Origin of the sequence: Pseudomonas imrae, assembly GCF_046352735.2 — a bacterium.
GTDB lineage: Bacteria > Pseudomonadota > Gammaproteobacteria > Pseudomonadales > Pseudomonadaceae > Aquipseudomonas > Aquipseudomonas imrae.
Genome location: NZ_CP110853.2, coordinates 2,640,187 through 2,665,361, shown reverse-complemented (window position 1 = coordinate 2,665,361; position 25,175 = coordinate 2,640,187). Strand labels below are relative to the sequence as shown.

At 58.0% G+C, this 25,175-nt stretch carries 23 protein-coding genes; 18 read left to right on the top strand and 5 right to left on the bottom strand.

What is annotated here, in order from left to right:
• Positions 1-89 precede the first annotated feature (89 nt).
• Genes rbsK through OQ460_RS11830 form a run of 3 tightly spaced genes read left to right on the top strand, consistent with a single transcriptional unit; the run spans position 90 to position 3,408 of the window.
• Entirely contained in the window at positions 90-1,010 is a 921-nt protein-coding gene (rbsK, locus tag OQ460_RS11840) for a ribokinase (RefSeq protein WP_410017680.1), read from the top strand.
• 26 nt (positions 1,011-1,036) lie between these two features.
• Positions 1,037-2,365: an L-fucose:H+ symporter permease gene (gene fucP, locus OQ460_RS11835; protein ID WP_410017679.1), complete on the top strand. Its 1,329-nt coding sequence runs from the start codon at positions 1,037-1,039 to the stop codon at positions 2,363-2,365.
• Entirely contained in the window at positions 2,362-3,408 is a 1,047-nt protein-coding gene (locus OQ460_RS11830) for an aldose 1-epimerase family protein (protein WP_410017678.1), read from the top strand. The genes fucP and OQ460_RS11830 overlap by 4 nt, the downstream gene beginning before the upstream one ends.
• On the opposite strand, the gene deoR is transcribed toward OQ460_RS11830, so the two are convergent.
• Positions 3,405-4,163, bottom strand: a complete 759-nt coding sequence (gene deoR / locus OQ460_RS11825) for a DNA-binding transcriptional repressor DeoR (protein WP_410017677.1) — start codon at positions 4,161-4,163, stop codon at positions 3,405-3,407. The genes OQ460_RS11830 and deoR overlap by 4 nt on opposite strands.
• A 127-nt stretch (positions 4,164-4,290) precedes the next feature.
• Here deoR and deoC point away from each other — a divergent pair, with 127 nt between their 5' ends.
• The 9 genes from deoC to OQ460_RS11780 all read left to right on the top strand — a co-directional run bounded on the left by deoC (position 4,291) and on the right by OQ460_RS11780 (position 14,102).
• Positions 4,291-4,974: a deoxyribose-phosphate aldolase gene (gene deoC / locus OQ460_RS11820; RefSeq protein ID WP_410017676.1), complete on the top strand. Its 684-nt coding sequence runs from the start codon at positions 4,291-4,293 to the stop codon at positions 4,972-4,974.
• Positions 4,975-5,140: 166 nt separating this feature from the next.
• On the top strand, positions 5,141-6,409 hold the full coding sequence (locus OQ460_RS11815; protein WP_410017675.1) for a cystathionine gamma-synthase family protein: 1,269 nt from the start codon (positions 5,141-5,143) through the stop codon (positions 6,407-6,409).
• 138 nt (positions 6,410-6,547) lie between these two features.
• Positions 6,548-7,975 (top strand): amino acid permease, encoded by a 1,428-nt coding sequence (locus OQ460_RS11810; protein WP_410017674.1) that lies wholly within the window; start codon positions 6,548-6,550, stop codon positions 7,973-7,975.
• A gap of 50 nt (positions 7,976-8,025) precedes the next feature.
• On the top strand, positions 8,026-8,916 hold the full coding sequence (locus tag OQ460_RS11805; RefSeq protein WP_410017673.1) for a LysR substrate-binding domain-containing protein: 891 nt from the start codon (positions 8,026-8,028) through the stop codon (positions 8,914-8,916).
• A gap of 18 nt (positions 8,917-8,934) precedes the next feature.
• Positions 8,935-10,323 carry a threonine synthase gene (gene thrC / locus OQ460_RS11800; RefSeq protein ID WP_410017672.1) on the top strand — a complete coding sequence of 463 codons (1,389 nt, stop codon included), beginning with the start codon at positions 8,935-8,937 and terminating at the stop codon, positions 10,321-10,323.
• Positions 10,320-10,757 (top strand): Lrp/AsnC family transcriptional regulator, encoded by a 438-nt coding sequence (locus OQ460_RS11795; protein ID WP_410017671.1) that lies wholly within the window; start codon positions 10,320-10,322, stop codon positions 10,755-10,757. Before thrC ends, OQ460_RS11795 begins: the two co-directional genes overlap by 4 nt.
• Positions 10,758-10,872: 115 nt before the next feature.
• Entirely contained in the window at positions 10,873-11,913 is a 1,041-nt protein-coding gene (locus OQ460_RS11790) for a homoserine dehydrogenase (protein WP_410017670.1), read from the top strand.
• A gap of 13 nt (positions 11,914-11,926) precedes the next feature.
• Positions 11,927-13,345, top strand: coding sequence for an aldehyde dehydrogenase family protein (locus OQ460_RS11785; protein WP_410017669.1), 1,419 nt, complete (start codon positions 11,927-11,929; stop codon positions 13,343-13,345).
• A 256-nt stretch (positions 13,346-13,601) separates the two neighbouring features.
• On the top strand, positions 13,602-14,102 hold the full coding sequence (locus OQ460_RS11780) for a hypothetical protein (RefSeq protein ID WP_410017668.1): 501 nt from the start codon (positions 13,602-13,604) through the stop codon (positions 14,100-14,102).
• 306 nt (positions 14,103-14,408) lie between these two features.
• Here OQ460_RS11780 and ycaC read toward each other — a convergent pair whose 3' ends face one another.
• On the bottom strand, positions 14,409-15,035 hold the full coding sequence (ycaC, locus tag OQ460_RS11775) for an isochorismate family cysteine hydrolase YcaC (protein WP_410017667.1): 627 nt from the start codon (positions 15,033-15,035) through the stop codon (positions 14,409-14,411).
• A gap of 194 nt (positions 15,036-15,229) precedes the next feature.
• Between ycaC and OQ460_RS11770 the strand changes: the two genes are divergently transcribed.
• The 4 genes from OQ460_RS11770 (at position 15,230) to OQ460_RS11755 (ending at position 20,899) form a co-directional block, all read left to right on the top strand.
• On the top strand, positions 15,230-16,144 hold the full coding sequence (locus OQ460_RS11770; protein WP_410017666.1) for a LysR substrate-binding domain-containing protein: 915 nt from the start codon (positions 15,230-15,232) through the stop codon (positions 16,142-16,144).
• A gap of 118 nt (positions 16,145-16,262) precedes the next feature.
• Positions 16,263-18,137, top strand: coding sequence for a hypothetical protein (locus tag OQ460_RS11765; protein WP_410017665.1), 1,875 nt, complete (start codon positions 16,263-16,265; stop codon positions 18,135-18,137).
• A 288-nt stretch (positions 18,138-18,425) separates the two neighbouring features.
• A complete protein-coding gene (locus OQ460_RS11760; RefSeq protein ID WP_410017664.1) occupies positions 18,426-18,806 on the top strand; it encodes a RidA family protein in 381 nt (126 codons plus the stop codon).
• Between the two features lie 92 nt (positions 18,807-18,898).
• A complete protein-coding gene (locus OQ460_RS11755) occupies positions 18,899-20,899 on the top strand; it encodes a peptidase U32 family protein (RefSeq protein WP_410017663.1) in 2,001 nt (666 codons plus the stop codon).
• Positions 20,900-20,935: 36 nt separating this feature from the next.
• On the opposite strand, the gene OQ460_RS11750 is transcribed toward OQ460_RS11755, so the two are convergent.
• Complete coding sequence (locus tag OQ460_RS11750) at positions 20,936-21,838, bottom strand: DMT family transporter (protein ID WP_410017662.1); 903 nt, start codon at positions 21,836-21,838, stop codon at positions 20,936-20,938.
• Positions 21,839-21,969: 131 nt separating this feature from the next.
• On the opposite strand from OQ460_RS11750, the gene OQ460_RS11745 reads away from it, so the two are divergent.
• On the top strand, positions 21,970-22,410 hold the full coding sequence (locus OQ460_RS11745) for an Lrp/AsnC family transcriptional regulator (protein ID WP_410017661.1): 441 nt from the start codon (positions 21,970-21,972) through the stop codon (positions 22,408-22,410).
• Positions 22,411-22,547: 137 nt separating this feature from the next.
• On the opposite strand, the gene OQ460_RS11740 is transcribed toward OQ460_RS11745, so the two are convergent.
• A complete protein-coding gene (locus tag OQ460_RS11740; RefSeq protein WP_410017660.1) occupies positions 22,548-22,739 on the bottom strand; it encodes a hypothetical protein in 192 nt (63 codons plus the stop codon).
• Positions 22,740-22,838: 99 nt separating this feature from the next.
• Entirely contained in the window at positions 22,839-23,384 is a 546-nt protein-coding gene (locus tag OQ460_RS11735; RefSeq protein WP_410017659.1) for a hypothetical protein, read from the bottom strand.
• A gap of 381 nt (positions 23,385-23,765) precedes the next feature.
• Here OQ460_RS11735 and OQ460_RS11730 point away from each other — a divergent pair, with 381 nt between their 5' ends.
• Positions 23,766-25,175, top strand: a complete 1,410-nt coding sequence (locus OQ460_RS11730) for a circularly permuted type 2 ATP-grasp protein (RefSeq protein ID WP_410017658.1) — start codon at positions 23,766-23,768, stop codon at positions 25,173-25,175.

Here is a 25,175-nt window from a genome sequence, read left to right as displayed (position 1 = left end):
AGATTGAATTATCACACAAAATGTTATTTAAATAACAAAACAAGAGCGTCGCGACCCATCTGGTCGTGCCCGCAACAAGGTGAAAAGCAATGAGCAAGATCGCAGTCATCGGCAGCAATATGGTGGATTTGATCACCTACATCGAGCGCATGCCAGCCCAGGGCGAAACCCTCGAAGCGCCTGGCTTTGCCCTCGGGTGTGGGGGCAAGGGTGCCAACCAGGCGGTGGCTGCGGCCAAGCTGGGTGGCGAGGTGCTGATGCTGAGCAAAGTCGGTGACGACATGTTCGCCGACAACACCCTGGCCAACTTCCAGCGCTTTGGCATCGACACACGCCATGTGCAACGGGTGCCCGGAGTTTCCAGTGGCGTGGCGCCGATTTTCGTCCAGGCGAACTCCCACAACAGCATTCTGATCGTCAAGGGCGCCAACGCACATTTGCTGCCGGCCGATATCGACGCAGCCGCCACTGACTTGCGCGCTTGCTCGCTGATCGTGCTGCAACTGGAGATCAACCTGGCGACGGTGTACTACGCCATCGAGTTCGGCCGCACGCACAGCATCCCGGTCCTGCTGAACCCGGCACCGGCGTTGGCCGGCTTGAGTGCCGAGCACCTGGCCCAGCTGGATTTCCTGGTACCCAACGAATCGGAACTGGCGTTGATCACCGGGCAAGTCGTCGACTCGGCGGACGCGGCACGCGTGGCCGCACGCACCCTGGTGGCCAGCGGGATCCGCCACGTCATCGTCACCCTTGGCCAGGCAGGCGCGTTGTATGTGGGCGAGGAGGGCGAGTTCCAGGTCGAAGGCCTGCGCGTGGCGGCCCGGGATACCACGGGCGCCGGGGATGCGTTTATCGGCTGCTTTGTCCGGCACTGGAGCCGTGATGGCGACATTCGCCAGGCCATGCAACAGGCAGTGGCTTATTCCGCGTGCTCGGTCATGGGCCTGGGAACCCAGACGTCCTACCCAGACCGCGAAACCTTCGCACGTTTCCAGCAACAGTCGTAACCCCCAATCCAGCCCGGAGAACAATAATGAACAAACCTGCGCTGCAACAGACACCCGATGGCTTCTACCTCAATCGCACGCCCTGGTTCGCCTTTATCTTGCTGTGCAGCATTTTTGCGCTGTGGGCAGCGGCCGCGAGCATGAATGATGTGTTGATCGCACACTTCAAAAAAGCCTTTATGCTCAGCGATTTCCAGACGGCATTCGTACAGTCGGCGTTTTACCTGGGCTACTTCTTCGTGGCGATTCCGGCGGCGATGGTGGTACGCCGGTTCAGCTACAAAAGCACGATCCTGATCGGCTTGTTGCTGTACATGCTCGGTTGTCTGCTGTTCTTCCCGGCGGCGTCCACGGCCAAGTACGGCATGTTCCTGCTGGCGCTGTTTGTGATTGCCGCAGGCCTGTCGTTCCTGGAAACCGCGTGCAACACCTACTCGACGCTGATGGGCCCACGGGAAACCGGGACCCGGCGCCTGAACATCTCCCAGACCTTCCACCCGTTTGGTGCGATGGCCGGGGTGTACGTCGGCAGCTTCGTGATGTTCAAGGAGACCGACGCCACCACCGAGCAACTGGCGCAAATGAGTGCGTCGGATGCGGCCATCCAACAATTGCAGATGATCCAGTCAACGTTGATCCCTTACAAATGGATGATCGTGGTGCTGGTGTTGATGTTCATTCTGATCGCCATCACGCGTTTCCCTGCGTGCAAGGGCAACCAAAAAGTCGACAGCAAGCGCAGCAGCCTGGGTGAAAGCCTTGGTCGGCTGTGGCGCAATCCGCGTTTCACCTTCGGCGTGCTGGCGCAGTTCCTCTACGTTGGCGCCCAGGTAGGCGTGTGGAGTTTTACCATTCGCCTGGCGATGCAAATGGGTGGGATGAGCGAACGCAGTGCCTCGTGGTTCCTGCTGACTACGTTTGCTGCCTATTTTGTCGGTAAGCTGATTGCCAACCTGCTGATGCGCCGCCTGCACCCGGCCAAAGTCCTGGCGATATATGGGGTGCTGTGTATTGTGCTGCTGGCTTATACCATTCTGGTGCCGAATATCTCGGCGGTGTACGCAGCGGTAGGCGTGAGTATTTTCCTCGGCCCGTGCTGGCCGACCATCTATGGCCTGACCATCGACGGCCTGGGCGAGGACACCGGCGTCGGCGGCTCGCTGTTGGTGATGAGTATCGTCGGCGGCGGGGTGATCCCGATCTTCCAGGGGCTGCTGTCGGACGCCACCGGCGGCAACATGCAACTGGCCTACAGTGTGCCGCTGCTGTGCTTTATCGTGATTGTGATGTATGCCCTCAAATGCCTGCGTCAGTCGAGCGAACAGCCCGCAGGTGCGGCGGCGGTCGCCTCATGATCACGCGCATCCCGCTGTATCGGGCGCTCTTCGATGAGCAGGAAAAAGTGCTGCTGCAATCGGCGCACTTCAAGGTCAGCGCCTGGGTTTACCCCTCTGGCGTATTGGCCTTGGGCCTGGAGAACAGCCGCGGCCGACTGGTGGTGTTGCCGTATCAGGGGCAAATGATCTGGTCGGCGGTATTCGATGGTTGCGACCTGACCATGACCAACCTGTTCGAGCAGCCAAGGCCGAGCCCGACGGTGATCGGCACCTACGGCTGCTTCATGTTCCACAGCGGCCTGCTGCGCAACGGCTGCCCGGCGCCTGCGGATGATCATGCGTTGCACGGCGAAATGCCGTGCGCAACGATGGACAGCGCCTGGCTGGAGATCGGCGAAGGGTTCCTGCGCCTGGGCGGCGAGCATGAGTATGCCCAGGGTTTCGGCGACCGTTATCGAGCTGAGCCCTGCGTGACGCTGCATGCAGGGTCCGCGCTGTTCGACATCGCCATGAACGTGCGCAATCTTGCCGGCAAGCCCATGGACCTGATGTACATGGCGCATATGAACTACGCCTACGTCGAAGACGCGCGCTTGGTCGAACCGTTCGGCATGCAGCGTCTGCGCTTGCGCAGCAGCGTACCGGACCACGTCAAGCCGACTCCGGCGTGGAGTGCCTACATGGCGCAACTGGCCGAACATCCTGGGCAGTTGGCGACTCTGGACCAGCCCGAGCTGTACGACCCGGAAATTGTATTTTTCTTCGACGACGTAGGCACCGATGCCCAGGGACAGGCGCACTTTCTGCTGGAACACCCCAATGGCGCGGCGTTCTACACGCGCTATCGGCCTGAGCAGTTCGAACATGCGGCCCGTTGGATCCTGTACAACCCGGATCAGCAAGTGGCGGCGTTTGTCTTGCCGTCAACCTGTGAGCCAGAGGGTTACGCCGCCGAAATGGCCAAGGGCAATGTGCGCTCCCTGGCGGCTGGCGCCAGCGCCGCGTTCAGCGTGACCACCGGTTACTTGAGCGCTCCGGAGCGCCGGGCATTACTGGGCTAAACCAGCAATTGCGCGCCGCAGGCTTTGATAGCGTCCTGATACAGGCGGGGGATTTTCTTGTCGCTGACCACGTACTGGAAGTCTTCCAGCGTGGCGAAGTGAGCGGTGCGCACCGTGTCGAACTTGCTGAAGTCCGCCAACAAGACCCGCTGGCGGGCCTGGCGCAGGACCTTTTGCTTGACCTGTACTTCATTGAAGTTGAAACAGGTGACACCCAATGCCTGGCTGACCCCGGCGGCGGAAACAAAGGCCCAGGTCAATCGCACGCCGTCGAGGATGCTGCTTTCCGCGGTGCTTTCAAAAACCTGGTTCTGGCGGTGGAAGGTGCCACCGCACATCACGATGTGGCAGTTGGGTTTGTTATACAGCTTGAGCAGTACGTTCAACGAGCTGCACACCGCCGTGAACTCCAGTTCGTCGGGCAGAAAATCGATGACAAACGGCGTGGTGGTGCCGCAGTCGAAAAACACCGTATCACCCGGTTGGATCAGGCCTGCGGCAAGTTTGCCGATCCGGCGCTTTTCTTCGACGTGACGGGTGTCCTGGTCCGCCACACGATAATCGCCGGCGTCACTGCCCACACGAGTGATGTAGCCGCCCAACAGGCGCAGATGCTCGCTGAAGTGGTTCAGGTCGCGGCGCAAGGTCATCTCGGAAACCTCCAGCAGCGCCGCCATTTCCCGCAGGTGAATAGCGCTCTGGTCTTGCAGGGCTTGCTGGATAAGCTTGAGTCGCTCGGCTTTTTTACTGTCCACGGGCATTCCAGGGCTTGATTAATGATGTTATATAAGTAACATTAAATGTGATTATTGTAACGTATTTGTGCGTACACCCGTACGGCTACGCACGACCATTGGCAACATACAGGCAAGGGCACGCTAAATGAAGAATCTTCAACCCGCAGCATTGGCCAGCTACATCGATCACACCCTGCTGGCACCGGATGCTTCCCGCGAGCAAGTTCGTACGTTGTGTGAAGAAGCCATGGCGCATGGCTTCTATTCGGTATGCCTGAACTCCGCGCAGGTGCCCTATGCCGCGTCATGCCTGACAGATGCGACGGTAGTGATTTGCGCGGTGATTGGCTTCCCCCTGGGCGCCGGCTTGAGCGACACCAAGGCGTTTGAAGCCCGACGCGCTATTGAAGCCGGCGCGCGCGAGATCGACATGGTGCTCAATATCGGCTGGCTGAAAGACGGTTTGCTGGACCTGGTGCGTGACGATATCGCCCTGGTGCATCAGGCCTGTGCTGCCGTGCCGTTGAAAGTCATCCTGGAAACCTGCCTGCTTACCGATGAACAGAAGGTCCAGGCCTGTGAAATCTGTCGGGAACTGGGCGTCGCGTTCGTCAAGACTTCTACGGGGTTCAGCCGCAGCGGCGCAACGCTCGAAGACGTGGCGCTGATGCGCAAGGTCGTGGGTGAGGGCGTGGGAGTCAAGGCCTCTGGCGGGGTGCGCGATTACCCGACGGCGGTAGCCATGATTGAAGCTGGGGCCACACGGCTGGGCAGTAGCTCCGGTATCGCGATTATCGGCGCAGGCATGACTGACGGCACTGGCTATTAGTGGCAGCATTGCGGCGCGCCGTGGCAATGAGCCGTGTCCCAGCCATTAAAAAAAGCCGGCCTTAGCCCCAGATAACATGATTTTTCACCCGTCCACTCCCTGCTTATAGTCGTCTCGGCCCACTCAAAAACACAGCCGTGTTTCATTGATACGAGACGACCCGTTTATGGACATCAAACAACAAGCCGCTTCACACCCCGAGGCCGCAATCGGCACTCGCGTAGTCTGGGGAGGCGAGCAAGTCCAGCATCCCTATAACGCAACTCAAACCCCGATTGTCGCCAGCGCCGCCTACGGTTACGACGACATCGACAAGTGGTACGACGTCGCCCTCGGCAAAGAGCCAGGTTTTATCTACAGCCGAATGAGCAACCCTACGGTCGCGGTGCTGGAGAATAAGCTCTGTGAGCTTGAGCGTGCAGAATCGGCCGTGGCCTTCAGCACCGGCATGGCCGCCATCAGCGGCGTGCTGCATACCTTTCTGTCCCACGGACAGCGTGTGGTGTCTACCCGTGACAGCTACGGCGGAACCAACAAGATTTTCGAGGAGTTCCTGCCGCGCATGGGCGTGGATGTGATGCTCTGCGATACCGCAGACATGGACGCGCTGGAGCGCGAAATCGCCAAGGGCTGCAACGTCCTGTATCTGGAAACCCCTACCAATCCAACATTGAAAATCGTCGATATCCGGCGTCTCGTCGCCGCGGCCAAGCGGGTCGGCGCGTTGGTGATTGCGGACAATACCTTCGCCACGCCGCTGAACCAGAACCCTCTGGCACTGGGCGTGGATGTGGTGGTGCATAGCGCGACCAAGTTTCTCTCCGGGCATGGCGATGTGCTTGGAGGAGTGGTGTGCGGCGCCGAGTCGCTGATGGCTCAAGTGCGTCATTACCGCGAGATCAATGGCGCGTCGCTGGACCCGTTCTCGGCTTACCTGATCATCCGGGGTATCAAGACCCTGGCGTTGCGTCTTCGCCAGCAACAGGCGAGTGCGCAACTATTGGCCGAATATCTGTGTACCGAGCCGATGGTGGAGACGGTGAACTATCCGGGGCTGCCTCAACATCCAGGGCATGCCATCGCATGTTCGCAAATGAGCGGTTTTGGCGCCATCGCAAGCTTTGTGCTGGTCGGCGGCATGCCTACCGTGACGCGCCTGCTGCCGCTGCTCAAGTACGCGCACCGTGCAGGTAACCTGGGCGCGGTTGAAACCATCTATGGGCCGGCCCGTACCACCAGCCACGTTGAGAACACCCTGGAAGAACGCCAGGCGCTGGGCATTTGCGAAGGATTGGTCAGGGTATCTGTCGGTATCGAGGATGCAGCGGATCTACTGGCTGACCTGCAGCAGGCGTTTGCAGCAATACGCAGCCAACCAGGCCAGGCGGGCCTTCACGTCCTCAGCGCCCAACGCCCCATTGAGGTAAGTGCCTGAAGTCGGGCCGGGATTTCGATACCGTCACGAAAGCCCTTCATGAAGAGAAAAAATAATAACAATCCTGTGACAACTTCCTTGTACGGCTGAACAGTCGATTACACGGCATTTGTCCGCGCATTTCATGAGAGTTCAATTATGTCCTCGCAGATAGATAACCCATCCGAACAAAGTACTTATTTCAAGAAGGAAATGCAGACCCGCCATATCGTGATGCTGGCCCTGGGAGGGGTGATCGGCACAGGGTTATTCCTGACCTCTGGCTACACCGTCAACCAGGCGGGACCGCTCGGCGCGGTGATTGCGTACATCATCGGTGCGGTGATGGTGTACCTGGTCATGGTTTGCCTCGGTGAACTGGCGGTGCAGATGCCGGAAACCGGCTCCTTCAGCAGCTACGCCACGCGATACCTGGGCCCCGGCACGGGCTACACCGTGGCCTGGCTGTACTGGCTGACCTGGGCGGTAGCGATTGGTTCTGAATTTACCGCCGCAGGCATCCTGATGGTGCGCTGGTTTCCCGACACCCCGGTGTGGATCTGGAGTGCGCTGTTTGCCGGTGCGGTGTTTCTAAGCAATGTGGTGTCGGTACGTTTGTTTGCCGAAACCGAGTTCTGGCTGTCGCTGATCAAAGTGCTGACGGTCATCACCTTTATCGTGATCGGCGGCGGAGCCATCTGCGGTATTTTCGAGGTACAAAACCTGCAGGGTGCCGGGCTTTCGAACTTCACCCGGGAAGGACTTTTCCCGACTGGGTTCCTGCCGATTGCCATGACCCTGCTCGCGGTGTCGTTCGCTTTTTCCGGGACCGAGCTGATCGGCATTGCGGCCGGTGAAGCGCAGGACCCACAGACCAGCGTGCCCAAGGCGATCCGCACGACGGTGGTACGTTTGGCGCTGTTCTTCGTGGGCACGATTTTCGTTCTCGCCACCTTGCTGCCACGCGAGCAAGCGGGGTTGGTAGAAAGCCCGTTCGTGATGGTGTTCGAGCTGATCGGCATCCCGTACTCCGCTGACATCATGAACTTCGTGATCCTGACTGCACTGATCTCCGCCGCCAACTCCGGGCTGTACGCGGCTTCACGCATGCTCTGGACCCTGAGTGACCAGGGCCACATGCCCAAGCGCTACGCCCGGCTTTCAAGGCGCGGCACCCCGGTGAATGCCATCGTGCTGAGCATGGCCGGTGCCGTGGCTTCGTTGCTGAGCAGCGTGCTGGCACCGGATACGGTGTACTTGGCACTGGTGTCTATTTCCGGCCTGGCAGTGGTCGTGGTGTGGATGAGTATTGCAGCGAGCCAGATCGCTTTTCGCCGTCACTACGTGGCCAATGGTGGGCGGGTTGAAGACTTGCACTTCCGGGTTCGCGGTTATCCGTGGGTGCCGATCGGTGCAATATTGTGCTGTCTGCTGGCCTGTGTGGGGATCGCTTTTGACCCCGAGCAGCGTGTGGCGCTGTATTTCGGCCTGCCTTTTATTGCCTGGTGCTACTTCGTTTACTGGGTCACGCGAAACAAGCGCGCAGAACGCTTGGCGCTGGCCGCGCATTCCTCTGGCACCGCGTGATATCTCAGGCAATGATGACGCACAGATAACGTCCCGATGAGGTTGCGCCGATGAGTCAGAAGTCACTACCCCCCTTGAACTGGTTGAGGGCTTTCGAAGTATCGGCGCGCTACCTGAACTTTACCCATGCGGCGGACGAGCTGCACCTCACCCAGGGTGCGGTGAGCCAGCAGATACGCCAGCTGGAAAGCCATCTTGGGGTGGCGCTGTTCAAGCGCCTGCCGCGCGGCCTGGGCATGACCGAAGAAGGGCAGTCCTATCTGCCGGTCGTGCAGGACGCCATCAGTCGCCTGGCTGTCGGCACCAACGAAATTTTCGGCCAGCACAATCGAAGACACGTGAAGGTCCGTGGCAGCCTGTCCTTTCTGCATTACTGGCTGGCCCCGCGCCTGGCAGATTTTTGCCGGGAATACCCACACATCGATATCCGCTACATCAGCAATCTCTGGGTCAAGGAGCCAGACGGCGAAGACGACCTGGAGATTCGCTGGGGCTACGGACAGTGGTCGGGGCTGCACGCCCAGCGCTTGACCTGGGACCTGCTGCAGCCGGTGTGTTCCCCCGCGCTGATGGCCCGTTCGCCGATCCTTGAGCCAGCGGACCTGGCCCATCACTCTTTGCTACATGTGCTGGGGTACGAGGAGGGTTGGGGCTATTGGTTGAAGCGCATCGGTGCCGACAACATCGATTATTCCCGTGGCCTGCAGTTCGACACGCTGATTTCTACCATTCGCATGGCAGAACTGGGGCAGGGCGTCGCGCTGGCGCGCTCCTCGGTGGTCGAGGACTTGCTCAAGAATGGGCAACTGGTGGCGCCGTTCAACCATCGGATCGAGGCCAGCGAATCGTTTTACCTGGTGCATGAGCAGGGCGAGGCGCTATCGCCCGACGCCGTACTTTTTTCTACCTGGCTGGTGGCTCAGGCCCATCGGCTGTGGTGATACCTATCTGGAGTGATCATGCATTACGTAAGCACACGCGGCGGTGACGAGCAGGCGGATTTTCGCAGTGTCGTGCTGTCCGGGCTCGCCAAAAATGGGGGTTTGTACGTCCCGGCCAGCTTGCCGGTGTTCACCGAGAAACAGATCAGTAGCTGGTCATGGCTGCCGTTCGATGAGCTGGTATGGCGGATAATCTCGCCCTTTGTCGGCGCCTCCTTGCAGGAAAACACCCTGCGTACGCTACTCAGTGACAGCTACCAGGCGTTCAGGCACCGTGCAATCACGCCGCTTGAGCAGATTGGCCACAACGAGTGGATCCTTCAACTTTTTCATGGCCCGACTCAGTCTTCAAAGGATTTCGCCGCACAATTGCAGGCGCGCCTGGTCGCGCATTTCCTGGATGAGGTCGGCAAGCAGGCCTGGGTAGTCGGAGCGACTAACGGTGATACCGGCCTCGCAGCGCTTGCTGCGTTTGAGCATTGCCCGACCACCCGCATGGCAATTGTGTACCCGCGCAACGGGCTCGCCCCCGAGCAATTGGCTGCCTTGCTGGCGGCCGACCCACAACGGGTTCAGCTGTTTGCGGTCGATGGGAATTTTGACGATTGCCAGACGCTGGTCTCGCGGCTGTTGCGTGAGTGGCCGCTGGACGACGTGATACCGGTCTGCTTCAACTCGACCAATTGGATCGGCGTGCTGGCGCAGATCGTTTTCTACTTTCATGCGGCCCTGCAACTGGGCGCTGGTTCGCGTCCGGTAGGGTTCAGCGTGCCTGCCGCCAGCTCGGCCGAAATCTATGCCGGCTACATTGCGCAGAAAATGGGTTTGCCGATCAATCAAGTGATCATTTCCACCAACAGCAATGACGCTTTGCACCAGTTTTTCCATCGTAATCGCTACTGTACCCAGGCGAGTAATCGAACGCTTTCACCGTCGATGGATTTTTCGTTGTACTCCAACCTGGAACGCTTCATCTGGGAGATCTATCAACACGATGGTCACGCGACCAAGGCGCTGATGGAGCATTTCGAGCGTTATGGCGAGTTGAGCATCGGTAACGCGCAATGGCTGCGCGCCCGGGTCTTGTTCGACTCTTACTCGGTAGACGAATCGCAAGTACGTGATGAAGTGGTGGAGTTGTTTCGCCAGACCGGGTCGGCCATTGATCCTCATACGGCGGTCGGCGTCCTGGCTGGCCGGCTTCACCGGCGCAGCCTGGGCGCGCCGATGGTCACTTTCGGGCAGATTGCACCGGCCAAGTCGGCGGCGCTATTGGCCGAACTGGGTGTGTGGCCGGCAGGCGCTGCGCAGGCTGTCGAACCGGGCGCGCAAGCGGCGTACCTGGCCAAAGCGGATCTGGGCGGGCTGTGCCAAGCCTTGTGCGCGGCGCAGCAGAGGTTCGTATGAAACGCATCCTGGACCCGCTGGACGAGCGCATCCTGGCCGAACTCACCGCGAACGCGCGAATCTCGCACATCGAGCTGGGCGCCAAGATCAACCTCTCGCGCAATGCGGTACGCCAGCGCATCGAGCGCCTTGAGCGCGATGGTGCGATCCAGGGTTATACCGTGCGCCTGGGCGAGTCCCGGCGGCCCGGGTCGCTGATCAGTGCGGTGATCTTCGTCTACCGCTACGACCGTATGCGTGGCGAAGAAGTATTAGGCGCGCTGCGCAGTATTCCCGAGGTCGTGCAATGCGAAGTGCTCAGCGGCGAGTTCGATTTGATGCTCAGGGTCAATGCCGCCACTCCCGAGCGCGTGCACCTGGTCTGGAAGGAAATCGCCGCGATGCCCGGGGTGGAAAACACCGTGACCTCGTTCGTCCTTTCTGCCGAGTTCTGAAAACCACGGACATGGGCAAAACGCCCAACTAATACAGCATTTTGCCATATACAACTGCCAAGGCCCGGCACCTAGGATGTTCCTATCGAACAACATCAAAAAAAGGAACAGCTTCATGACCGAATACAAAATTGCCTTGGTAGGTTTTGGTGGCGTCAATCGTGGCTTCGCCCAACTGGTCGCTGATCACAACGCTGAGTGGAAAGTAGCCCTGGGGTTCAGCGTCAGGATTGTCGGTGTCACGGATTTGTTCCTCGGCTCCATCGTGGACAAAGACGGCCTGGATGCAAAACAGCTGGTTGCATTGCCGACCGAGAAAGGCGCCTTTGCGCAATTGCCAGGCGGTAACGCCGAGGCCTTCAATGAAACCGTGATCAAGCATTCCGGCGCAGATATTATCGCCGAGGCCACGTTCACCAACCCGGTGGACGGCGAACCCGCCACCACGTTCTGCCGCTGGGCCCTGGAAAGCGGGATCCATGTCGTAACCACCAACAAGGGACCGGTTGCGCTGCACGGTGCCGAACTCAAGGCGTTGGCGCGGCGCAATAACGTCGCTTTCGAATACGAAGGTGCGGTCATGAGTGGTACGCCCGTGATCCGCCTCGCCAGGCAGGCGCTGGCCGGGTCCAACATTCTGGGCTTTGAAGGCATCTTGAACGGCACCTCCAATTACGTGCTCACCCAGATGAAAAACGGCCTGACATTCAATGAAGCTGTCACCCAGGCGCAGCAGCTTGGCTACGCCGAGGCAGATCCGAGCGCCGATGTGGAAGGCTTCGACGTGCGGCTCAAAGTAGTGATTCTGGCCAACGAACTGTTGGATGCGCGCTTGAATGTCAGCGATGTCACATGCTCGGGCATCAGCAACATCACCGCGCAAGATATCGCCCAGGCCACGGCTGATGGCGCGAGCTGGAAACTGATTGGCTGCGCCGAGCGTGACGTGCAGGGTTCGGTGCGGGCCAGTGTCGAGGCGCGCCTGTTGCCAGGTACACATCCTCTGGCCGGGATTGGCGGCGCCATCAATGCCGTGTCCTTTCACAGCGAACTGCTTGGCGCAGTGACGGTATCGGGCCCGGGAGCAGGGCGTATCGAAACGGCGTTTGCCTTGCTTTCGGACATCGTCGCCATCCACACCGTCTACGGCAAATAAGAGGAGAGCCATCATGAGCGTAGCCAGCATCGCCAGTATCCCGCGCGTGGAAACCCGACAGATTGATGTGTTCAGCCCCTTCGACGGTCGCCTGGTAGGCAGTGTTCCTTGCCTGGACGCCAGCGCAGTGCCCGCTTTGCTGGAACGTGCGCGAATCGGTGTTCTTGAAAGTGCAGCACTGCCTCGGCACCTGCGCGCAAGTATCCTGGAAGAGGCTGCGCGACGTGTAGCGCTTGAATCCGAGGCGTTCGCCCGGCTCATTGTCGCCGAGGCCGGCAAAACTCTGCGACAAGCCGAAAAGGAAGTGAAGCGGTGTATCAACACACTGAAACTGTCGGCCGAGGAAGCGCGGCGTAACGCCGGAGAAGTGATTCCCTTCGACGCCTATGAAGGCTCGGAGTCGCGCCAAGGCTGGTTCACGCGAGAACCGTTGGGGCTCATCGTAGCCATCACGCCTTACAACGACCCGCTGAACCTGGTCGCCCATAAACTCGGCCCAGCCATCGCCGGCGGCAATGCGTTGATCCTGAAACCTTCGGAACTGGCCCCTTTATCTGCACTCAAACTGGTGGAGTGCCTGCTACAAGCAGGCTTGCCGCCTAACGTTGTCACACCTGCGACCGGCGGCGTGGAATTGGGCCGGGCGCTGGTGGCGATTCGTGAAGTACGGATGATTTCCTTTACCGGCGGTTTCGCCACCGGCGAGGCCATTGCACACAGCGCCGGGTTGAAGAAGCTGGCTATGGACCTGGGCGGCAATGCACCGGTATTGGTGCTGGAGGATTGCGATCTTGAATCGACGGTGGAGTCCTGCGTATCCGGAGCGTTCTGGGCGGCAGGGCAAAACTGCATCGGTACGCAGCGCATCCTGGTCCAGCGTTCACTGTATGAAGATTTCCGCGACCGTTTCGTCTGCCAGGCCCGCGCGTTGGTAGTAGGCGACCCTGATCTGCGTGCTACCGATGTTGGCCCGATGATCAGCGAACAGGCCGCGCGCAATACCGAGCATTGGGTGAACGAGGCTCTGGGGGAGGGCGCCACACTCTTGTGCGGGAACCATCGCCAGGGCGCCAGTTATGCACCGACAGTGCTTGAAGATGTGCGGCACAGCAGCAAAGTCTGGCAACAGGAAGTGTTTGCGCCGGTGGTCATCCTTGAGCCTTTCGATCATCTGGATGACGCGGTGGCGCTGGCCAATGCCACCGAATACAGCCTCCATGCAGGCCTGTTCACCCAGGACATTGCCAAGGCACTGAAACTGGCAAGACAGATTGAAGCGGGTGGCGTGATGATCAACGACTCTTCCGATTATCGCTTCGACGCCATGCCATTCGGTGGTTTCAAATACGGAAGCCTCGGGCGTGAAGGCGTGCGGTTTGCCTACGAGGACATGACGCAACCCAAGGTGGTGTGCATCAACGATGTGGGGTGAGCTGGTTGTGCAAGGGTGATAACTAAACTAAATATCCATTTAGTTTAGTTATTCTTATTGGTTATCAGTAAGGAGGAGGGTAGCTCATTAGATGAACAAGGGTTCGTTCATCCGTGTCAGTTATCTTTCAAGCATGTACGTTATCTTTCAGGGCAGGTAAATCAGTTACTCTCTGACAGCGCGTGTAATCGGTAACAAGCTACGTTTTCCGTGGCCTGTAGCCGTTTTCCCTTCAAATATCTGGAGCAAGGAAGCTATGATTCGTGAAAATTTGCCAAGTCTTCGCGTTGTTGAAGAAGCGCGAGAATACTTAAAATCTGCACAGCTTATCGAGCGACATGCCCGAAACGGCGACTTCGGCCTGTTCTGGCCAGCGGCATTGAATGCTGGATTAGCGTGCGAGCTTTATCTCAAATCATTTCTTGTCGAGCTTGATCCTAATCACCCTGGAGATAGAGAAGATCCCGAAGGGTATCTGAAGTTGATAAGCGGCCTGCCAAACGACAAGCACGATCTGCGGGCTCTCTATAAGGCAATTCTTCCAGAACTGGCTGAGCAACTGCGTCAAATCTCGAACCGTCTTTCACCTGGCTTTCCGCTCGAGGATAGAATCCAAGCATGCTCAAAACTTTTCGTCGAAACTCGCTACACGTACGAGGCCAGGTCCGCTCAAAGGTTTGATGACGAGGTGTTTGAACTGGCGCCGCATCTGGATCAGGTGCTGGAAGAAATGACTCGTCGACCAGTCAGCAGTTGATTATCAGGGTTTTGATTTTCGCGTCCGCGAAAACGTCACTGTGAGCCAGTGCCAAGCTGCAAATCTGACCACCCAGAGCCCCCAGCTCCGTATAGGACGGTTCGCATAATGTATATTATGTTAAATTACCTATTACAAGTTAGCTATCCCTCGTTCGCAGCTGACGCCTCGAAAGCTAGATGCTGTATCGCTGCTCAACCTCGGCGACATCAGCATGCATGACTTTCTAGCTACATTTGATCATCAAACTCAAAAGTCGCTGGTTTAGGGGAGACTGTCCGCGTCAGACAGCCTCCGGCCAAAACCTTACTTGCCTTCAGTCAACGCGTTGTAGCTGGTGAACAGGTTGCGGTAATCCGGGATGTGATTGGAGAACAGGGTTCCCAGACCTTCGATATCGTTGCGCCAATCGCGATGCAGCTCGCAGGCCAGGCCAAACCAGGTCATCAGTTGCGCGCCGTTGGCTGACATACGGGCCCAGGCCGATTGTTGGGTCAGTTCGTTGAAGGTGCCGGAGGCATCGGTCACCACAAATACGTCATAACCTTCCGCCAGGGCCGACAGCGCCGGGAACGCCACGCATACTTCTGTCACTACGCCGGCGATAATCAGTTGCTTCTTGCCAGTGGCCTTGATGGCCTTGACGAAGTCTTCGTTGTCCCAGGCGTTGATCTGACCAGGACGGGCAATATACGGGGCATCCGGGAACAGTGCCTTGAGCTCGGGTACCAGCGGGCCGTTAGGGCCGGTTTCAAAGCTGGTGGTGAGGATGGTTGGCAGCTTGAAGTACTTGGCCAGGTCAGCCAGGGCCATCACATTGTTCTTGAACTTGTCGGGCTCGATATCGCGGACCAGTGACAGCAAGCCGGCTTGATGGTCAACCAACAATACGGCTGCCTGGTCTTTGTCCAGACGAGTGTAGGGTGTAGACATCATGAATCTCCTGATAAGCGAAACACGCCTTTATGGCTTGTACGGGGAAAGGTCCATTGCGCTGGAGGCCGTCGACAGGCAGTGCACCACCCTCCTCCAGCACGGCTAATAGGATCAATTCACTTTAGCCATCACTCTAGGTGTTCGGTAGTGGTTGGATTAAGCTTCACCATCTCAAAAATGGAACGATACGCATGTTTGACCTCAATGAACTCTTCCTCTACGCCAAAGTGGTTGAGCATGGCGGCTTCGCGCCTGCCGGTCGGGCGCTCAACATGCCGAAGTCGACGTTAAGCCGCAGAGTCAGCCAGCTTGAATCAAGGCTTGGGGTGCGCTTGATACAGCGTTCCACGCGTCAGTTTCAGGTCACCGACATTGGCCAGGCGTATTACCGGCACTGTGTTGCGATGACCGCTGAGGCCGAATCGGCCGAGGACGTGATCGCATTCAACAAGTCAGAACCGCGCGGGGTGATTCGCATGAGTTGCACCACCCCGCTGCTCACTTACTGGGTTGCGCCAATGCTCGGGCAGTTCATGGCGCAATGCCCCAACGTCGAGCTCAACGTGAAGAGTTTCAACCGCAAGGTCGATGTCATCAGCGAAGGCTATGACGTTGCTTTGAGCCTGTGCTTTCCACCGCTGGAAAGCAGCGAACTGGTTATGAAGGTGCTCGCCAGGAGCCCGCAGGTATTGGTGGCGAGTGCGCTGTTTTTACAGCAACATCCGCTGCCGGGTTTACCCGCCGACCTGTCAGATTTGCCCACGATCAGTTGGGGCAATCCGATGCTTCAGTACGTCTGGAGGTTGACCGGCCCAGGAGGCGTGACGGCAGAGGTTTCCCACACGCCACGACTGATCAGCGATGACATGGCCACGCTGAAACATGCCCTGCTATCGGGAGTGGGGATCGCCAATCTGCCTTTAGTCGTGGTGAAGGATGAGATTGCCAAGGGCCAACTGGTGGTCCTGCTTCCCGAGTGGCAGCCAACCGAAGGCGTTATCACTGCGGTTTTCCCGTCAAGGCGTGGGTTGTTGCCCTCGGTACGGACGCTGATCGACTTTTTGGCAGACTCTTTCGAAACTGCACATTCTCGTTACCCGCTGTAATTTTCCTCGCTTTGTTGAATCGTCAACATGCCGCTGTTTTTTAGGTTTTAGGAAAAGTCTGAATCCGGTAATGAACTGAGCTCGATAGCCTTCACAAAATTTAAGTGAGGAAATCCCCATGCTGACTTCGAGCCATTCACTACCCAATTTGCACATCGACAGTCGCGCTCAGGAATTGTCAACAACTGGCAATGTTTGCGAAAAAAAATCTGCCTTATCTAATTCCGGTATCTTTGCATACAACACTTGCACAGCAACACTTTCCAAGGTCGATGACGTTACCCAGCGGCTGTCACAAGAACAACCTTGCTCGTTAAACGGCAGTGCATTGGAATTGTTGAGTCTTGCGCTGGTGAACGATAAAAACTGGCCCGCCGATGTGGCCCTGGCCTGGAAACATGACACTGATACGAAGCCATATATAGCGTTTGTCCCTCGTGAAGAGAAACGCTGGATTGATGCCGAGAAGCTAACCGAGGGCCAACAAGAACACAGTATTGAGATATGCCACGATGGCCAGGATAACTACTCAGCGACAAAGTCCGGAGAAACGTGGGAGGCCAGCGGCAAAGATGCATTTTTTAAAGTCATGCTGGCCATCAGCGATGGCGTATCTGTAGAGGTGATCAGTGATAAACAAGCCGCTGCGTTTCGGAAGGAAGTGGCGAACAGTACCATTGAGCAGCGCACAATGCTGGGGGCGCAGTGGAAAGAAGGTTTCCAGGAGTCTCTCAAGCTCGATAGTGCCAGTGCTATCGCCTCTGACAGAAATATGGCTCACAGTATGAGTGGCGCACCAATCACCGTGGAGCGAAACCCCCAGTGGATCAATCCAGAGACAAGACCTGCGTGTAAATACTCCCCGGTTAAAGTAAGCGATTTACCGCAGAAAAATGCCCTAACAAACATCCGGGAAGAGACGACAAAAAGCATGCAGGCGGTTCTTGATAACCGAATTTCCACCTGCAGGGAGCTCGCCATGGAACGGGGAACACCCAGCGCTGGCAGTTGGTTTTCATTTATCAGAGGTGCGCAGTTACATCAACCCCAGCTGAATAAACGGACGGTTCCGGCAATTGTCCTCAGTGGTGGGAGTGCCAGCAAACTCACGGCGGATCTGAGCAAGGACTACAGCCTGGCGTGGCACCCGAAAAACATGAGGAACGAGCCCGTCTATCTTCTCGTTCATAAAATGGATTACCCAACCTATGCCTCGACGATGAAAGAGACACTGGAAAAATATCCAAATCTGCACCTCATTGGTTGGGATGGCGGGAAGTTGACCGGGTTTGGCGCTGCGCGAGCATCGGCAATAGCCTTTGCCGACTCCCTGGCGTATCGACCTGAACGAGTCATGATGATTGACCAGGATGTTGTAAAGACCGAGCAGACCCGGCATACCCATCCAGCAGTACGGGCTAAAGTGGCAAATCTGCACCAGACAACCAATCAGCCGGTTGTCGGTTACGGCATTGGTTATCCATCACGACAGTCCTCTCCCCCGCCTTTTGGAGAAACACTCCCACCTGATCCATCGTCGGATCTGAACGGACCTGCCGAGCAGTTTGTCTCAATCACGGCACCATTCCGTAAGCAATGGGAGGACGGTATTTACCCTCCGTACATGGTCGCAGGTGGCGAAGACATGTTGATGAGCAAACAACTCGGCTTGAGTAAGAATGGCCGCAATGTAGCTTTGCCGGAACACAGGATTATCAAAAAAGAGTTGAAGGGCCCCGCAGACACACCGAATGTTTACTGGAATGAAGGCCGCACCCAGACCCTGAAGGCACTCTTTGAGGCGGAAAAAAATACGTTGGTGGAGTTTGAAAACCAAAAAATGAGCCTGGACGACCTGATGCATAAGTTCGTAGAGAATGGATGGATTGATTCACACCCAAGCGTTGAATCCTACAATACTTCGGCCTGTGTCATTGAGCGCATTATCTTGCGGCTGAATAATGAACTCAATAAATCGGCGATCCAAAAATAGCGACTAGCTTCCCGTTGAAAGCTGTTAGCCGGCAGGGCCTGCTCGCGAAACAAGAGTTTCAGTCAACTTCAATGTTTAGACAGATCGCGAACAGCCCCGCTCCCGCCTGGACTATGGCGGTTGCAGCGCCGGCGTGTAACCACGTCATTGATGTTTCATTACCGCAAGGCGCTTCGTGCTTAACTGCGAGCCCTACCCATCGGCTGCTTTGATCCCAACATCTTAGTGATTAAACTGCCCGGCTTATTGGATGACATCACCTTCTTCACCTCATCATCAGGAGCCCCCATGGCCAATCAAGACCTCGCCTTTACCCCCGATCTCGATCCGGACTCGATTTCCTCCGACGTCGTCGGCTTCAACGGCATTCTGGTGTCCACGCAGATCCCCACCCGCGCCGATGGCAGCCTGGAACTGGGGGATATCACCCTGCAAAGTGAATGCACCCTGCAAGCCCTCAAGGTTGCCCTCGAACGCGCCGGCAGTTCCATGGACCGGGTCATGCACTTGACGATCTACCTGACGGACATGGCCGACCGCGCCGCCTTCAATGAGGTTTACAAACGTTTCTTCGCAAAACCCTGGCCGGTGCGTGCCGCGGTGGGTGTCGCAGCGCTGGCGGTTGAAGGCATGCGTGTTGAAGTCACCGCGATGGCGGCCAAGGGCTAAGTCAGCCGCCATTGGGCATCCAGCGGGTGCCGGCCAGGCCATTCACGGCTACAATGCGCGCCTCGACCGTGACAAGCCTGACTAAAAAAACTATGTCCTTGCCCAAGCATCATCTGGAATTGCTCAGCCCTGCCCGCGATGTCGCCATCGCGCGCGAGGCTATTCTTCATGGCGCCGATGCCGTGTACATCGGCGGCCCAAGCTTTGGTGCGCGCCACAATGCCTGCAACGAAGTCAGCGATATCGCGCAATTGGTGGAGTTCGCCCGCCGTTACCACGCCCGGGTCTTCACCACCATCAATACGATCCTGCACGACAATGAGCTGGAGCCGGCCCGCAAGCTGATCCACCAGCTCTACGACGCCGGGGTCGACGCGTTGATCGTCCAGGACCTGGGGGTGATGGAGCTGGATATTCCGCCCATCGAGCTGCACGCCAGTACCCAGACCGACATCCGCACCCTGGCCCGGGCGAAGTTCCTCGATCAGGCCGGTTTCTCCCAACTGGTGCTGGCCCGCGAGCTGAACCTGCAGGAAATTCGTGCCATTGCCGATGAAACCGATGCTGCCATCGAATTCTTCATCCACGGCGCGTTGTGCGTGGCGTTTTCCGGCCAGTGCAATATCTCTCATGCCCAGAACGGCCGCAGTGCCAACCGTGGCGATTGCTCCCAGGCCTGCCGCCTGCCCTACACCCTCAAGGATGACCAGGGACGCGTAGTCGCGTTCGAAAAACACCTGCTATCGATGAAAGACAACAACCAGAGCGCCAACCTGCGTGCCCTGGTTGATGCCGGCGTGCGCTCCTTCAAGATCGAGGGCCGCTACAAGGACATGGGCTACGTCAAGAACATCACTGCCTATTACCGACAGCGCCTGGACGACATCCTCGAGGACCGCCCGGACCTTGCCCGCGCTTCCAGCGGACGGACCGCGCACTTCTTCCTGCCAGACCCGGAAAAGACCTTCCACCGTGGCAGCACCGACTACTTTGTCAGTGACCGCAAGATCGACATTGGTGCCTTCGATACGCCGACGTTCACCGGCCTGCCGGTTGGCGTGGTGGAGAAAGTCGGCAAACGCGATATGCAGGTAGTGACGCACGAACCGCTGTCCAACGGCGACGGCTTGAATGTGCTGGTCAAACGTGAGGTGGTCGGCTTTCGCGCAAACATTGCCGAAGCCCGGGGTGAATTCGAAGAAGACGGCGAAAAACGCTACCGCTACCGCGTCGAACCCAACGAGATGCCGGGTGGGCTGTATAACCTCAAGCCGAGTCATCCACTCAATCGCAACCTGGATCACAACTGGCAGCAAGCGTTACTCAAGACCTCGGCCGAACGCCGGATTGGCCTGTCCTGGCTGGCGAGCCTGCGCGAGGACTGCCTGGAACTGACCGCCACCAGTGAGGAAGGCGTGAGCGTCAGCACCACCCTGCCCGGCCCGTTTGGTATCGCCAACAAGCCAGAGCAGGCCCTGGAGCAATTGCACGATCTGCTGGGCCAACTGGGTACCACCCAATACCACGCCACGACTATCGAACTGGATGCACCGCAGGCGTACTTCATTCCCAACTCGCAGCTCAAGGCCTTGCGTCGCGACGTTATCGAAGCACTGACTGGCGCTCGAATCCAGGCACATCCTCGCGGCGGGCGCAAAGCTGAAACCTCACCGCCGCCGGTGTACCCCGAATCGCATCTGTCGTTCCTGGCCAACGTCTACAACCAGAAGGCCCGTGACTTCTATCACCGTCATGGGGTCAAGCTGATCGACGCGGCCTACGAGGCCCACGAAGAAACCGGCGAGGTACCGGTGATGATCACCAAGCACTGCCTGCGCTTCTCCTTCAACCTGTGCCCCAAACAGGCCAAAGGCGTCACGGGCGTGCGTACCAAGGTGGCACCGATGCAACTGATCCAGGGTGACGAAGTGCTGACCCTGAAGTTCGACTGCAAGCCCTGCGAGATGCACGTCATTGGCAGGATCAAGGGTCATATCCTTGATTTGCCATTACCGGGCAGTGGTGTGCAGCAGGTGGTGGGGCATATCAGCCCGGCCGACTTGCTCAAGACCATTCCTCGCGGCACGCACTAGCCGTTCCCGCACGCGGCGCCCGGCGCCGCGTGCGTGTCAAGCGCCCTGAGCCCGGCCATCGGGCTTGAGGCGCCACCACCATCCGCGCTGCAACCCCGCCGCTGCCAGCAGAATCGCCGCCACACCCAGCCATTGCGTCCAGCCCAAACGATGCCCATAGGCAATCCAGTCGACCAGAATCGCGGCAATCGGATAGATAAACGACAGTGCGCCGGTCATAGCCGTCGGCAACTTCTGGATCGCGCCGTAGAGCAACACGTACATCAAGCCGGTATGCACCACACCCAGCGTCAGCAATGCCGCCCAGGCCTCGAAGGGCGCGGATAGACTCTGCCACGAGACCAGCGGTGCCAGCAGCACGGCTCCGGTCGTCACCTGAATCAATGCCATCAGGTGCGGTGGCACTGCCTTCAAACGCTTGATGATCAGCGCCGCAATCGCATACAAAAACGCGGCACCCATTGCCAGCGCCACGCCCAGTAGATACTGGTCACCGCTGTTTTGCTGCTCGCCATGGGCAGTCACAATCGCCAGCATTCCCAAAAAGGCAACGCTCAGCCATGCGAGTTTTTGCACGGTGATCTTTTCACCGAGAAATAGCGCAGCGAGCATGACCAACATGAACGGCTGCACGTTGTAGACTGCCGTACTGATCGCGATCGATGCCTTGGCATAAGAAGCGAACAGCAACAGCCAGTTGCCTACGATGGCCACGCCACTGAGCACCGCCCATCCAAGTGTCGAATAGCTCACCAGATCGACCCGCAGATAGCCCAGCAGCCAGCACACCAGTAACAGGGTCAGGGCGCCGATGACGCAGCGCCAGAACACCACCTCGATTACCGGCACGCGGGATACCAACACAAACCAGCCGATCGTGCCTGAGATCAGCATGGCGCCGACCATTTCCCACGACCCGCGACGCATGGATTTGTCCATAGTTGAGCTCCTCGAATGAGGCTAAATTATGGCAATCTGCATCACTCAGGCTCCAGCGTCTAAAAAAGGCAAAGAGCTGCTATTACCTTTTCTTATTAGGCAAAGTTGCACATTCACTACAGGGGATAGTCATGATTGACGTTATCGACCAGCAATTGATTGCGGCCTTGATGGAGGATTCACGACGGTCGCTCAAAACCCTGGCGGGCATTACCGGCCTGTCCTCGCCCAGTGTCAGTGAGCGACTGCGGCGACTCGAAGAGCGTGGGGTGCTCAAGGGCTATACCGTCGATATCGACCCCAAACACTTCGGTTATCTGCTGCAGGCCATTGTGCGCATCCGCCCCCTGCCCGGCCAATTGCAGGAAGTGGAGCGCCAGATCCAGGCGATCCCGGAGTTTACCGAGTGCGACAAAGTGACGGGCGACGACTGTTTCATCGCGCGGCTGCACGTACGTACCATGGATCACCTGGATACACTGCTGGACCGGCTCAACAGCTACGCCGAAACCAATACCGCAATTGTCAAGAAAACCCCGGTCAAGCGCAGGCTGCCGCCGTTGGCCGAGTAAGGCAATTGCCGCTCAGGGCTCGGGGTCATCCGGATCCTGAAGTGGTACCTCAGCGTCGTCCATCAGCGAACCTGGGTCTTCATTGCCTGGGTCATTGATGGGTTCCTCTTCAGGCTGGGTATGCATGCTCACCTCCTCTAGCCGCCCTGGGTATCAATATCGGCATCTGTCTCGGGCTTGGGTTCACGCTCGGGCTTGAAATCCGGGCTGAACTCGTTGTCCTTGGCTACCGGGTCGGCATCCGCCCTGGGGTCCTTGGGTGCGGCAGCGCCAGTGTCTGCAGGTGGAACCTGGCGCGTATGCAGGTCTTGGTTGTCCTTCGCGTTCATGTGTACCTCTTTGCAGCTGAATCAATACGCACATGCGTAAGGTTAAGGTCGCACCGGGCAAGCCGAAGTTCAGTCAAATGGGGCGCGGCTGATCAATGGTCATCCGCCGGGGTTGTCCACCTGGATATACACCGAGAACGCCCCCAGTACGATCCAGAACACCATGAACAGCCAGGGCGTGCGCACCGAGAACAGCAGGGACTTGCGATACCCTTTGTGGGACGACTCGGTTTCACAGAACAGCGGCGACTCATCGTAGGCCAGACCCATCATAGGTTCGCTGCGCAACAGCTCGCTTTGCTTGAAATGCCAATGGTCAATGATGTCATAGGCCGCACGAATGCCCGGCCAGGCATTCAGTGAGCTGAGCACCCCAAGCAGTGCCAGAAACAGCGGCACCACTAGCGTGAACAACTTGCCCCACTCCGGGTTGAGATTGCCCATGCCCGAAACAAAGGCAATCACCAGGAACGATTGCGCCGTCAGATAGGCGTCGGTGCGGTTGGCCAGGATGCTGGTTTCGTATTGGATTTCACGACGGTAGAAATCCAGACGCTCCTTGGGTGAGCCAAATATCCTCGCGTTGTATTCAGCGTGTTCGCTCAGCGCCGACTCGGGGTTCTGTGGAGAAATAATCCTGGGCACAAGCGGTGATCCTCGCAGCACTTAATTCCCTTAGAAGAATCTGCCTGGTCCTAAGTTCAAGTAGGTTGGCTGCACCATCCTGACGCAGTGGTCGCACCGTGCATGCACCGCACTTGAGCATGACGGGCCGATAAGCCGCCCCCATAGGCGGTTTACCCTGCAAAAAACGGTTTAGGCACAGGCATTGCTTTAGTCCTGCCGGTGCCTACCTGCCAAGGTCAATACAGGAGTAATCGTTACCCCCCTGACCCAGAGCCGACTCCACAAGAAAGTAAGGACCAGGCCTGCTGGCGCCCAACGCCACGGGCTCATAAAAAATGCGTTTTCTAAAGCGGCAGTGCCAACCCATGGTTTTTTCACGGCACTGACAGGGTAATTGGAATGGCTCGATCTTTCTTTGATGAGATGAATGACGCAAATGGTATCTGCCGTGCGCACTACCAGGACTTCTGCAACTGGCTGGCCAATACGCCGCCGGAACTGCTGGCACAGCGCCGCCGTGAGGCCGACCTGCTGTTTCACCGGGCAGGCATCACCTTCACCTTGTACGGTGACGAACACGACACCGAACGCCTGATCCCCTTTGACATCATTCCCCGCAGCATTCCCGCCAGCGAATGGAGCATCATCGAGCGCGGGTGCATCCAGCGTGTCAATGCCTTGAACATGTTTCTGGCCGACATCTACCACGATCAACGCATTATCAAGGCCGGGATCATTCCCGCCGATCAGATCCTGGGCAATGAGGGTTATCAGAAGGCCATGCTCGGGCTGGACCTGCACCGCGATATCTATTCCCACATCTCCGGGGTCGATCTGGTACGCGATGGCGACGGTACTTACTACGTTCTTGAAGATAACCTGCGCACCCCAAGCGGTGTGAGCTACATGCTCGAAGACCGCAAAATGATGATGCGCCTGTTCCCGGAGGTGTTCGCCAGGCAACGTATCGCCCCAGTGGACCATTACCCCAACCTCCTGCTCAAGACCCTGAAAAGCGCCAGCCGCCTGGACAACCCCAACGTCGTGGTACTGACACCGGGGCGTTTCAACAGTGCGTTCTTTGAACACGCGTTCCTGGCCCGGGAAATGGGCGTGGAACTGGTGGAAGGTGCCGACCTGTTCGTCCACGACCTGAAAGTATTCATGCGCACCACCGATGGCCCGAAAGCCGTGGACGTGATCTACCGCCGCATCGACGACGCGTTCCTCGATCCCATGGTCTTCAACCCAGAATCAATGCTCGGCGTCCCTGGCCTGGTAGCCGCCTATTGCGCCGGCAACGTGGTGCTGGCCAATGCCATCGGTACCGGTGTGGCCGACGATAAATCCATCTATCCCTATGTACCGCAGATGATCCGCTTCTATCTGGACGAAGAACCCATCTTGCAAAACGTACCCACGTTCCAGTGCCGCAAACCGGACGAACTCTCCCACGTGCTGGCGCACTTGCCGGAACTGGTGGTCAAGGAAACCCAAGGCTCCGGAGGCTACGGCATGCTGGTGGGCCCGGCGGCCAGCGCCGCCGAAATCGAGGACTTCCGCCAGCGCATCAAGGCGCGCCCCCACGCCTACATCGCCCAGCCCACCTTGAGCCTGTCGACCTGCCCGACCTTTGTCGAAAACGGAATCGCGCCCCGCCACATCGATTTGCGACCGTTTGTGCTATCGGGCAAGGAAACCCGGCTGGTGCCTGGAGGCCTGACCCGTGTTGCACTGCGCGAAGGTTCATTGATTGTCAACTCGTCGCAAGGCGGCGGAACCAAGGACACCTGGGTGGTGGAGGGCTGA